Raw genomic sequence first — 11,544 nt, forward strand, 5'->3', positions numbered from 1 at the left:
ACCATGCCTCCATATTATTATCAAGCTAATAATATCAAATCACCAAACGCCATAGGGTGTTTGGTGATTTCGCTAATATCTATCCTCCATAAAGATGCCTTTGCAATCATCTGTCCATATCATCGCTTATTACTCTATTATTAGATAAAAAGAAACAAATAATTAAATTTTTATTGACATATTGGTAACATTAAAAAAAGGCTGATTATTAAAAATCGGCCTTTTTCTGGTTATGGGCGAATACTTACGCGAGTACCATTGGGAACTATTTCTGCTAGCTGCAGAACGTCCCGGTTATACATCCTTACACACCCATGGGAAACAGCCTTTCCAATGGAGCTCGGGTCATTTGTCCCATGAATCCCATAGCCTTGTTTTGACAATGAAAGCCATAAGACTCCAAATGGACCACCAGGGTTATACTGACGGTTAACAATGACAAAATCTCCTACAGGTGTTTGTGTTAACATCCTCCCTACAGCGATTGGAAAAATTTTCACTAATCTGCCATTATTGTATAATGTAAGTCTTCGTTTTCCAACGGAAATCTGAATTGTATACGCTATAGTACTTGGCTCGGGCAGTCCAGGGATTTGAATTTTTTGTCCAACATGTAATTGTCCAATGCCGGGATTTGCTGCATAAAGGCGTTTCAGGCTTACTCTGTAGTCAACTGAAATGGTTCCCAGTGTTTCGCCTGGCTGGACTGTATGAATCATGCTATCCCACCTTTCTTCTGATAGCATATGCCTCTATCAGTTTGGGGTTGACAGCCCAGTTCAAGCAGAAATATTTAATATTAATTAAATCTAAAAAATGGTGACATATCTTCACGAAGGTGATGAATATAAAAATAGTCATTGCTAACCAAATCATAGACGTAATCCTTTTTCCACTCGTCAATGTGTTCAATGATTTCCTTTATTGCATGAACAAAAGTAAGAATTTCCTTATTTGTCATTAAAGGGTGCACAGAGAATCTTACCCATCCTGGCTTAACAGACATGTCCCCATGGTTTAATTTCTCAGCAATCTTTTTTGAATTGGTCTTATCAATATTCAATAGATAATGACCATACGTACCGGCACAAGAACATCCCCCTCTTACCTGAATGCCATATCGATCATTGAGAAGCCGAACAATTAAATTATAATGAATGTTTTCAATATGGAACGAAACAATCCCAATTCTGTCCTTTGATTCTCCTGCCAAAATTCGAACCTCTGGTAGTTTTTCCAGGTGGGTAAACAAAAGATTAAGCAGCTCTTTTTCCCTGTTTAAAATATTGGTAATCCCCATCTTCGTTTTTAGCTTAATACATAGAGCTGTACGTATCGATTGCAGAGTCCCTGGGGTTCCTCCATCCTCCCGCAACTCTATCTCTTTGAAATATTGATGCTCACCCCAAGGATTCGTCCACAATACCGTTCCTCCGCCTGGATGATCGGGAACCATATTCGTGTATATACGCGAGTCAAAAACCAATACACCGCTTGTTCCCGGTCCCCCTAGGAACTTATGTGGTGAAAAAAATATCGCATCCAATTTTTCGAGCGGGTCTTCCGGGTGCATATTAATCTCTACATATGGTGCAGATGCAGCAAAATCAACAAAACACAACCCTCCATGTTGGTGCATAAGCTTGGCAAGCTGATGATATGGTGTTTGAATCCCTGTTACATTTGAGCATGCCGTAAAGGAACCAATTTTTAATTGCCGATCCTTATACCTATTAAGTAATTGTTCTAAATGATTTAGATCCACTTTTCCAGCTGAATCCGGGTTAACTATAACGACGTCCGCTAGCGTTTCGAGCCATGATGTTTGATTGGAATGATGTTCCATGTGAGTAATAAAAATGATTGGTCTTTCCCGCTCTGGAAGTTTAATACGATTTCTCCATTTTTCAGGTACTCTAATTCCTAAGATTCTCTGAAATTTATTTATAACAGAAGTCATACCAAAGCCATCGAGAATTACCACATCATGCTGATTTGCATGAACATGGTCCTTTATAATTTTCTTCGATTGCTTGTATAATCCTGTCATCATTAAACTAGTAAAATTTGATTCCGTATGGGGATTGGCCATAAATGGTCCAAATACCTCAGAAATTTTTTGCTCGATGGGATGATATAACCGTCCGCTAGCTGTCCAATCGGCATAAATTATTTTCTTTTTTCCAAAGGGGGAATCAAATTCTTGGTCCGCTCCAACCACTTGTGAGCGAAATGGTTCAAAATATTCTTCAAGGGTTTCCGGTATTCGAAATGTATTACTTCCAATATTCGCCGTAATCATATGTTCAACACCCCCAAATTTTTAGTTTCACTACAATATATGCAAGGCCCAATAACACCGTTTATTTTGTATTCAACAAAAGAAAAGAGCAGCCAATTTTTTATGGCTGCTCACATTTTTAGTAAGTAGTAATCTTAGCAGATTCCTTTTTAGTAACCTCTTCAATTTTTTGAATAAACATTTGGAAAACTCTTCGCTTTTCCTCTAAATCTTTTATGTACTCTTTCAATTGATTATAACTTTCTTCAAAGGGTTTATGATACATCTCGCGAATTTTTTCAATGATCTCTTCGTTAACTGTGGATTGAATGACCTGTTTTGTAATTCCATACTTATAAGAATAAACTTTTAATTCCTGTGCCACTTCATCATATTCTTTTGCAATCTCAGAAAGGACTAGAGAAATATCATCCTTCCATTCGTCTAGTGATTTTTGTAAATATGATTTCATCATCGTTTCTTCCATTGGACCACCCACCTATTAAATTCACTATTTCATTATTATAACGATTTTTAATTACATAGAAGTTTCCGTCGCTTTACATTGTCGTTTCATTCCCAAATTTTTTACTAACAAAAAAACTGTGTTAAGCCACAAAAAGCTTTACACAGTTTTTATACTACCCAAATGATGGTTTTCGCAGTGAACAATGAACACTTTCGGACTGAAGCTCCGGCGCAAATTCCGCCAATTTTTTTATAAAATAACAAGTTTCAGGGAAATGGTGTTCAAGGAATCGAAGTGTCGTTTTATTTAATACCCTTTTTCCCATATATTTTTCCACAATTGATCGGATATATTGATTCATTTCAATAACGGTTCTCCCCACTTCTAATGCCAGTTCTTTTTGACGAGGGAACCCTTGCTCAGTGAAGCGTAAGAATCCTTTCACATGGTGATTCTGTAGGATAAACATCTGGAATCTTTGCGCATAATGATCCGATTGTCGTTCGACTGTTAATTCAATCGGATCAGCTAAATTTCTTAACAAAATAATGTGACCGAGCTGGTCCTCTAGCCATAAATCTAACAATTGATCTAGGCTAAGAGATACAGGCTGCTCAGCTTTTACAAAATAAGATAATAACCGTAAATATTCTTGATTTTCATTTAAAGTTCCATTTAGATAAGTAGGTGACAAGTTTAGGTTTATGTCATTTTTTATCCTTAAATTTTGTAAATGTCCCTCGTATCGGAAATATTCATATACAGTAGGATAGGCTTGTTGGGCAAATGAAGTCATTTCACCGGAGCTATAAACTAATGATGGATTCAATTGTTTCAATCTAGTCAGTAAACTTTGAAATGATTGATTAAATCCTTCAGCGGTAGAAATCGCATTCCTTTCTTCCACAGATAAATGGTCCCTAACAAAAATAGCATGATCCTGTAGAATTTCTAACCAAAATAAATGTTCCTCCCAAACGCTAATAGTACTTGCCATCTCAATCCCCCTCTATAAGAGGATATTCGCACCTTCCTTAACCTAGAAATTTTTTAAAAATTTTTTCATCAAAAAAACGATTTCCTATAAAAAGGAAACCGTCATGTTTATTCCACCTCTACTATTTTGGCAAATTGTTCCATGGTCGTAGAATATTTAATATAGGTGCGTGGCATAATGAATAATTCATCTTTTATCCCTGTAAAGGTAAAGGGTCCTGGAGTAGTTGTTAGTCCAAATGAATAATACTTTTTCGTTTCATTGATTACTCTACTATTGGTATTTCCATATGGATACGCAAGGGCAATTACCTTTTTATTGGTTAATTCCTGTATTTTTTCTTTAGAGTCCTCAAGTTCATATAGAAGATTATCTGTTTTGGTTAGATCCGGGTGAGAAGCCGTATGTGATTGAATTGAAATTAATCCTGAATTTGTCATTTGTTTAATATCGGCTTTCGTTAAGCGATTCGGACGCCCAATAAAGTCCGATATGACAAAAATAGTCGCTGTCGGCTTAAATACTCTTGATTGCAGTTTTTGAAAAACAGCAAATGCATTTAAGTTATTCTTGTAGCCATCGTCAAAAGTAATAAAAATCGGTTTTTTTACTTTCTTAGCTTCCTCCCACCTTTCAAAAGTTAATAAGGTAAATCCATGAACTTTTAAATAAATCATCTGTTTTTCAAAGTTCTCCGGGGTAACATAAAGCTCTTTTAAACCCGTACCCGCATATTCTGCGATTGAATGATAGATAAGGATTGGGAACTTCTGAGCAGCACTTGCCTTATCAGGAGTAAACATAATTGCAATTCCTAACAAAAAAAGAAAAAATTTTATCACTTACAATTCCTCACTTCACCTGAGTTTAAAAGATTCAAGATTACTATTTCCTTATGCTTGAAATTTCATTCGCCACTATATTGATGATTTCTTCTTAAGAAAAGTGGTAAACTATTCCTGACTATACAAAAAGGAGCAACATTATGACAAAGTATCGAGTTCTATTTCTGGATATTGATGGTACACTCGTCTCACCAGATAACAAGGTTGAAGAATCCACCAAAAAAGCTATTGCCGAGGTTCAATCTAAAGGAATTGAAGTATTTCTAGCCACAGGAAGACCACTTCATGAGATCGATAATCTAGCCTCTGAATTAAACATCCAATCATTTATTGGCTATAATGGGGCCTATGCGATTTATAAGGGCGAAGACATTTTTCAGGAACCACTAGAGAAATCCCTAGTAAAAAGGTACATAGAGATAGCTGATGTGCACAACCATGATGCAGTTTTTTATACAAATAAAGAAAATATCTTTACAAACCTTAATGCCCCGTTTATCCATGATTTTATTGAAGTGTTTCACTTCCATAAGAATAAAGCCTATTCTCCAGAATTTGATCATGATGTTTTAGGGATAACCCTGATTAATTTAAAACCTGGTGATGTGGCACTTTATGAAAGCGAGAACGATATTCATTTATCACAAGTTAATGTTGAAGGACTAAAGAATTGCTATGATGTCATTAGAGATAAAGTCAATAAAGGGTATGGGATACAAATGCTATTAAAATATCTTGACATCCCTAAAGAACAAGCCATTGCCTTTGGTGATGGAATGAATGATAAAGAAATGCTTCAAGCTGTTGGTGAAAGTTTTGCGATGGGGAATGGACATCGTGATATTTTCCAATATGCTAAATATAAAACAACTGAAGTGACAAACTCAGGCATATCTAATGGATTAAAGATGCTTGGTCTAGTTGAATAATAAAAAGTGCAGGTGTCCATTTAATACCTGCACTTTTTTAACACATAATCCTTCGCCATTTTTGCAAAAAAATGTTGATATATTGTGGTTTAGGTCTTGTTTTGAAAGCTTTTGTCAAGCAGCAGGAAAAAAGTATACCCAATGGTGAATAACTAGTAAATGGACAGAATTTCCCTATATAAATAGAGAGAGGAATGGATTCTTAATGAAGACCTATACCTTAAAAGAAGTATCCAAAAAAATAAATGTGTCGCCTGGAACACTACGAAAATGGGAACAAGACTTTGAAGATTTACTAGATATTCCTCGTACAAAACAAGGAGCTAGAATATATACAGATTTAGAGATTGAGTTGTTATTAGAAATCAAACAAATGGCTGACAAAAAAGTTAGTAAAGAGGCCATTCGCCAAGAGATACAAAAAATCGAAGATTCGCCTAAGCCGGAAGTTTTTTCAGAAATATTTGTTGAAGAAGCGGCTCCCCTTGAGCCTTTGGACTCTACACAATTAAAAACTATAAAGAATAATACTCCCGAACCGGAAGTCTCTTTAAACGTTATACCTGAAGAAGCGATTACACAGGTGAGACCTGAGGACAGTGGAATAATAAATTCAGAGCTGTTTCTTGAGGCAATCGAAACCTATAAACAAACGTTCTTAAGTGAAGTGAAGGACGAAATTCGAAGTGTTGTCCGCAAAGAGGTATTAGACGAAGTTAAAAAAGAAATTTCTAAGAGCACATTTGTTACGGTTAAATCAATAACTGACTCCATATATAAATCTAGCGAAAACACAAAGGCAGAGATTCAAGAATTAACAGAGACTGTTGAAAAATCCTCGGAGGAAACGACGGAAACATTAAAGCAGCTAGCTAATAAAGTGACACACGCGTCATTAGAAACCTCAGAAGAAATCTTCTCTCTATCTAAGCAGCTGTCGGAGACAACAGAAGAGATCTCTCATTATGTAGATGTCACAAATAATGAGATCTCGAGTCTTGCAGAAACCCTAATGAAAGATCGTGAATGCCTCATTGAGGAGCGGGATCAATACCGCCACGAAGTTACCCAAAGAGAATTAGCCTTCCAACAAATGTTAACTCAATTCCGTGATGTTGCTGCAGCAAAAGAAAAAAAATGGTGGAAGTTTTGGTCTTAAGAAGAACTTTGTCAGTCTATTTGTCGCGTTCCTTTATATTATAGGATTCTTGTTATCTTCCGTCACTCTTGGTTTTTAGTTTATTCTATTATTAGGGGGGATTCGGCATGAATACAAGTGAAGTAGCCAAATTATTAGGAGTTTCTGCAAGTACTATCCAACGATGGGTCAAGCAGCTTGAACTGCCAATGGAAAAAAATGAGCGGGGTCATTATTATTTTAGCAGTGAGGACATCCAACTACTAAAAGATATTCATGAAAAACTTCAAGGTGGAACACTTCTTCATGAAATCAGCCCTGTGAGTGAAAAAAAAAGCGTACGAAAAGGGACTGTAAAAGCGGTTGAAAATGATCAAGCAATGGAAAAGTTATATACTAAAGTCCGTGAATTAGAGTTAAATTTAAATGCAAAGGCAGATTCAGTTGCCTCCTATCAACTGTTACAGCATCGACGTGAAATCGAAGAATTACAAGATCAAGTTAAGCATTTAACCCAACAAATGGAGCAACTACAGATACAGCTTAATGAATTGAGATCACCATTACAAACGGAAAAACCTATTGTTTTCGACCAATCAAAAGTAAAACGTAAAAAGAAGAATTTCGTAAGCATTCTATTTAGTTTTTTAACCTAACAAAAAGTCGAACTTTCCGTTCGACTTTTTTATTATAAGAAGTATAAATTTTGACTTTGAGAATTGTCAAGTCCAGCGCCTAGCCCCTCGAGGTTTTAAGCCACCCCCAAAAGGAAGGCAAAATGCGCCTTCCTTTTGGGAGCGTATTAAGCTTGTCGGGTCTGATCAAGGCGCTTGCGCTTTTCTTACTGCCTTACCCCGTTTTTACTTTTAACTCAACAAGCGGGCGGGTATATTTTTTGATAAAATAGCTGCCAAGGATTTGGCAAATGAATAACGTTAGGAAGAAAAGTAAAACGTAATTTCCCGATAGAAACTCTAAACTTTCATCCGGTAACATTGTATCTATTGCTTTAATAATAAATCCATGGAACAAATAAACATATAAGGTTCTTTCACCAATTTTCGTTATTTTATACTGTGTTGAAGGAATTAAAGCAAAAAAACCAAACACAACGAATAATGTCAAGGTGTATTGCAATGCCCGTATTAAGCCATCCGACAACTGCATCCCCCCCATGTTGGCATATGAAGTATCCCCTAACAGCCATGGCACTGCATCTTTCGGAAAACCTATTCCAAAGAATAGCATCGTCGCAAGAAACACAAAAATTCCAACCGGAAGTGAATACTTTGATCGAACTAATTGTTTTAGCTGATCAGCATTTAGTAAAAACCCTAATAAAAAATAAGGAAAAAATACAAACGTTCTAGAAATACTTAAAAAACTACCGGCATCTTCTACATATCCGACCAAAATTCCCAGCATAATAGCCACTCCAAAGCCCAGCCACCTTAACTTTGCAAAAACATATAAAAGCAAATTCCAGAAGAATAAACTTAACAAAAACCACAATGACCAATGCGGGTGTAAGAAGTCAACTGTCAATTTATCTTCCTGCCCAATTAAATAATAATAAATCGAATAAATAATTTGGAAGATAAAATAAGGTATTAAGATCTTCTTTATCGCCTTTTTCAAGTAGCCCTTCTTTTTAAATCCTTTTGCAAAGTATCCTGAAATTAAAATAAAAGCCGGCATATGAAACAAAAAAATGACAGTATATAACGTAAACAATATTCCGTTATCATTCTTAAGAGGACTAATGATATGCCCGAAGACGACGAGAAAAATCAGAATAAACTTAGCATTATCAAAAAATTTACTCCTCTTTGAAGCTGAAGCCATCCAATCACTCCAATTGATTTTTATTCAAAAGGTATTTTAATATGGTATTTATTGTAAATAAACAAAGAACCCCAATAATTTCCTTATCTGTAATATTAAAAGAGATACCTCTCCTTATATCAAGAATAACATAATCATATTACAGCAGTATGTATTTGATTTTACCAAGTATTGCACGGAAATTACAATATTAAAATAACAATACCAAGTACCTATGAATAATTTACCAGTTAACCCTTAAGAAAACCTTAAGAACAAAAGCGTAAGCGCCTTGAACAGCCCCGACAAGCATAAGACGCTCAGGGAAAGAAGGCGTTCTTTGCCTTCATTCCCTGAGTGGCTGTAGACCATCGAGGGGCTAGGCGCTGGAGCTGGACGTCAACAGTCCTTTTATTAACAATTATCCATAAGCGAAAATTTTATAATTTCCTAAACGACAAGCAAAAAAGCTTAGGTGTGTCCTAAGCTCTTATACATTCATAATGTCAACAAAATGGTTCATTATCAACTCGTTATAGTTTTCTTTTAATTCATCCACTGAAACTTGAAGGAACGAAGATAGTTGCTTCAAATATTCTTGGTCAAAACGGAGCCAAGAAGCATGATTTCTTTTTAAGAATCGTTCAGCTTCCTGGAAACTAGAATGCTTCTGGTCGTCTCTTTTGCCTTTATGGACAATATAATAAGCCCCATCTCCCGCTGGAACAATATATGAAATTTCTCCGAGATGGTTTTGATAGCTTGTCCCTATGGTTGAATCTTTTACATTATATTCATTTCGGTCTGTGTCAGGCTTCAGAGGATTTAAGCTAAATATATCAACAACAAATGTCTGAAATGCTTCCTTTGACAAATCCGCTCCAGATGCCTTTGGATGTCCCCCACCGCCATACTTTTGTGCAAATTCGGCTACATTTACTTCATCATGGATGGTTCGAAATCCCATTTTCTTACCGCTGACATTCAAAAGAATAATCATATCTAGATGTGGATAGATATTATTTAACGCATTCCCAAGCTCTGATAGGTATTGTTCTGCATGGACAATTCCTATACAGTATTCATTTACAAAGGTTTGTACTGTTTGTCTGCTCTTGGAATTTATGTAGCGAGTAATCTTTTGCTCTTCGATATCAAGAATCATATTTTCCGTGTCAGTTAATGTAAAGGTCTCCTTATTTTCGTTGAGACGCTTCAGCATTTCCTCTTCAAATTGTTCTCGATTCATTATGTAAAATAAATCATTTAATCGCTTTGCAGTGACATTATTATTTTCATCCCACTCCCAAGTATCATACTGACGGACTAAATCAATAAATTCCTCAAGGGCAGGGTTTCGTTCCATCTTTTTATGTTCAATTAAATAATCATAAAATAAAGATGTGGCACAAGTCTTTTTGCCATTATCATACTCTGTGACGACCCGACCCCATTTGTATTCATTAAAGTGCAAGGCTGTTACATGATGATCAATCATTTGAATAGGTTTACCCTGTTTATATCGTTCCTCCAGCATTTTCTCAACGGACTCGTTCACCGCTAAGTCAGTAATAAAAATTTCTTCCTGATTATTACCAGGATGTGTAATAACGGCTTCTACTCGTTGATTTAAGTTCCTATAAGAACAGTAATAAACGTTTGCCTGTTCCCCGAAGGCAATTTTGGCAATCAGCCCGCATCCAAGACCGTCTAAGTCAATATCCGTAAAAACTCTTACCATACACACACCATCCAATCTTTTTTCCATAACGCTTAGTTTGTTTTTGAAATACATTTCCTATTCAAAGTTAAGTACATCATAATAATAGTTTACTTCCATCTGCTAAATATATCGTATAAGAAAGATAAAATCGACCTTTTTTTAACAAATCCCTTAATCACTCCAAGTGTCCCCTTTAGTTAATTCATATAGTTAAAAGTGAAATCCAGCCAAAGTGTATATGGCTGGATTCACGCTCTACTACTTAAAAATCAGATTAAAAAAAAGTCATCAAGCGCAAAATAAGCATCAGAAATATGAAAGGAGGAATTTTAATGACCAACCGTAACGATAATCGTGAGCGGAAGAATAAATACCCTAACAACAAAAAACAGGACACTGAATTCTCTAAAGAAACCAGCATCCGCAGTGAAATTACCAAAAAAGACCTGCAAAAATAATATAGGTAGACGTAACTTACCATAGTGGACTTACTTAATCACGAAGTAAGTCCATTTCTAAATAACTTGTTTATAATTTCCTCTCTTCAACCCCAAATAACAAAACAAGATTGATTGGAGGAAGAAGAACAGTCCCCAAAACGGTGCAGGTAGAAACCCTGTTAACCGTGCAAGATTTGCTGCATCCCCTGCAGATTGAGGCTGGATAAGGCTTATAAACAGTATTTCATATGCACTTTGAACGGAATCCACTAAAAGAATCGCTGCTATCAATAATAACAGATGATCTCTTACTGTCTGATTCCCTTTAATAAGTAACATTAGAAAAGCAAACGCAAAAGAGCAAAGCCAAAAAATCCCGTATGGATTCCGTACCCAAAATATCAGATTTAAAAAAATAAATGCTAGTAAAATATCAATAAGTACTATTCCCCTTTTTTCCCTTAATAACCAGAAAGACAAAAAGGCCATAAAGGATGCAAAGGTATAGCCTGCAAGACTTGTAAAGAAACTGCCAATCCATGTGGATTGATCGCTTATTGTTGCCCCTTCGGAGTTCATAAACAAAGAAATAGTTTCCACTTTTCCCCCTAATAGTGCAATAAAAGCATGACCCGTTTCATGAATCAGTGTATTAATAATTCTTACATAGTTACCTACAATTGGTACCCGAATCAATAAATATGCTATCACAAGAAAAATGAAAAACTTCATACTGAATTTGTCTCGGACAAAACTCAAGTTCATTCTCCTCAATTATAAAAATTTTATATTTATAGTTTAGCATGATTAATTAGAAATATAGCCATTTTAGCTCATAAATCTTAGTTTTAAATAATTTAAGGAGGGTACAAAAGCATTAAAACTAATAACAGGGTCG

The 11,544-nt window shown here is 35.6% G+C and carries 12 protein-coding genes; 4 read left to right on the forward strand and 8 right to left on the reverse strand.

The features are described from left to right. Positions 1-230: 230 nt before the first annotated feature. From JOC76_RS21800 to JOC76_RS21820, 5 genes are all read right to left on the reverse strand, one after another. Positions 231-719: a L,D-transpeptidase family protein gene (locus JOC76_RS21800; RefSeq protein ID WP_205180877.1), complete on the reverse strand. Its 489-nt coding sequence runs from the start codon at positions 717-719 to the stop codon at positions 231-233. Between the two features lie 80 nt (positions 720-799). Then, positions 800-2,302 carry an aminotransferase class V-fold PLP-dependent enzyme gene (locus JOC76_RS21805; RefSeq protein WP_205180878.1) on the reverse strand — a complete coding sequence of 501 codons (1,503 nt, stop codon included), beginning with the start codon at positions 2,300-2,302 and terminating at the stop codon, positions 800-802. Between the two features lie 118 nt (positions 2,303-2,420). After that, entirely contained in the window at positions 2,421-2,768 is a 348-nt protein-coding gene (locus JOC76_RS21810) for a hypothetical protein (RefSeq protein WP_205180879.1), read from the reverse strand. A 154-nt stretch (positions 2,769-2,922) separates the two neighbouring features. Continuing rightward, positions 2,923-3,747: a DUF2935 domain-containing protein gene (locus JOC76_RS21815; protein WP_205180880.1), complete on the reverse strand. Its 825-nt coding sequence runs from the start codon at positions 3,745-3,747 to the stop codon at positions 2,923-2,925. Positions 3,748-3,854: 107 nt separating this feature from the next. Continuing rightward, positions 3,855-4,589, reverse strand: coding sequence for a polysaccharide deacetylase family protein (locus tag JOC76_RS21820; RefSeq protein ID WP_372441991.1), 735 nt, complete (start codon positions 4,587-4,589; stop codon positions 3,855-3,857). A 143-nt stretch (positions 4,590-4,732) separates the two neighbouring features. Here JOC76_RS21820 and JOC76_RS21825 point away from each other — a divergent pair, with 143 nt between their 5' ends. The 3 genes from JOC76_RS21825 (at position 4,733) to JOC76_RS21835 (ending at position 7,315) form a co-directional block, all read left to right on the forward strand. Next, positions 4,733-5,521: an HAD family hydrolase gene (locus JOC76_RS21825; protein WP_205180881.1), complete on the forward strand. Its 789-nt coding sequence runs from the start codon at positions 4,733-4,735 to the stop codon at positions 5,519-5,521. A 205-nt stretch (positions 5,522-5,726) separates the two neighbouring features. Then, on the forward strand, positions 5,727-6,680 hold the full coding sequence (locus tag JOC76_RS21830; protein ID WP_205180882.1) for a MerR family transcriptional regulator: 954 nt from the start codon (positions 5,727-5,729) through the stop codon (positions 6,678-6,680). A 107-nt stretch (positions 6,681-6,787) separates the two neighbouring features. Continuing rightward, positions 6,788-7,315 (forward strand): MerR family transcriptional regulator, encoded by a 528-nt coding sequence (locus tag JOC76_RS21835; RefSeq protein WP_205180883.1) that lies wholly within the window; start codon positions 6,788-6,790, stop codon positions 7,313-7,315. Positions 7,316-7,508: 193 nt separating this feature from the next. On the opposite strand, the gene JOC76_RS21840 is transcribed toward JOC76_RS21835, so the two are convergent. Continuing rightward, complete coding sequence (locus tag JOC76_RS21840) at positions 7,509-8,504, reverse strand: acyltransferase family protein (RefSeq protein ID WP_205180884.1); 996 nt, start codon at positions 8,502-8,504, stop codon at positions 7,509-7,511. A 469-nt stretch (positions 8,505-8,973) separates the two neighbouring features. Further along, complete coding sequence (locus tag JOC76_RS21845) at positions 8,974-10,224, reverse strand: DHH family phosphoesterase (protein WP_205180952.1); 1,251 nt, start codon at positions 10,222-10,224, stop codon at positions 8,974-8,976. A 314-nt stretch (positions 10,225-10,538) separates the two neighbouring features. Here JOC76_RS21845 and JOC76_RS30565 point away from each other — a divergent pair, with 314 nt between their 5' ends. After that, a complete protein-coding gene (locus tag JOC76_RS30565; RefSeq protein WP_275591395.1) occupies positions 10,539-10,664 on the forward strand; it encodes a hypothetical protein in 126 nt (41 codons plus the stop codon). A 57-nt stretch (positions 10,665-10,721) separates the two neighbouring features. Here JOC76_RS30565 and JOC76_RS21850 read toward each other — a convergent pair whose 3' ends face one another. Next, positions 10,722-11,405, reverse strand: coding sequence for a M50 family metallopeptidase (locus JOC76_RS21850; RefSeq protein ID WP_205180885.1), 684 nt, complete (start codon positions 11,403-11,405; stop codon positions 10,722-10,724). Positions 11,406-11,544: the final 139 nt, after the last annotated feature.

The organism is Neobacillus cucumis (assembly GCF_016908975.1).
GTDB lineage: Bacteria > Bacillota > Bacilli > Bacillales > Cytobacillaceae > Neobacillus > Neobacillus cucumis.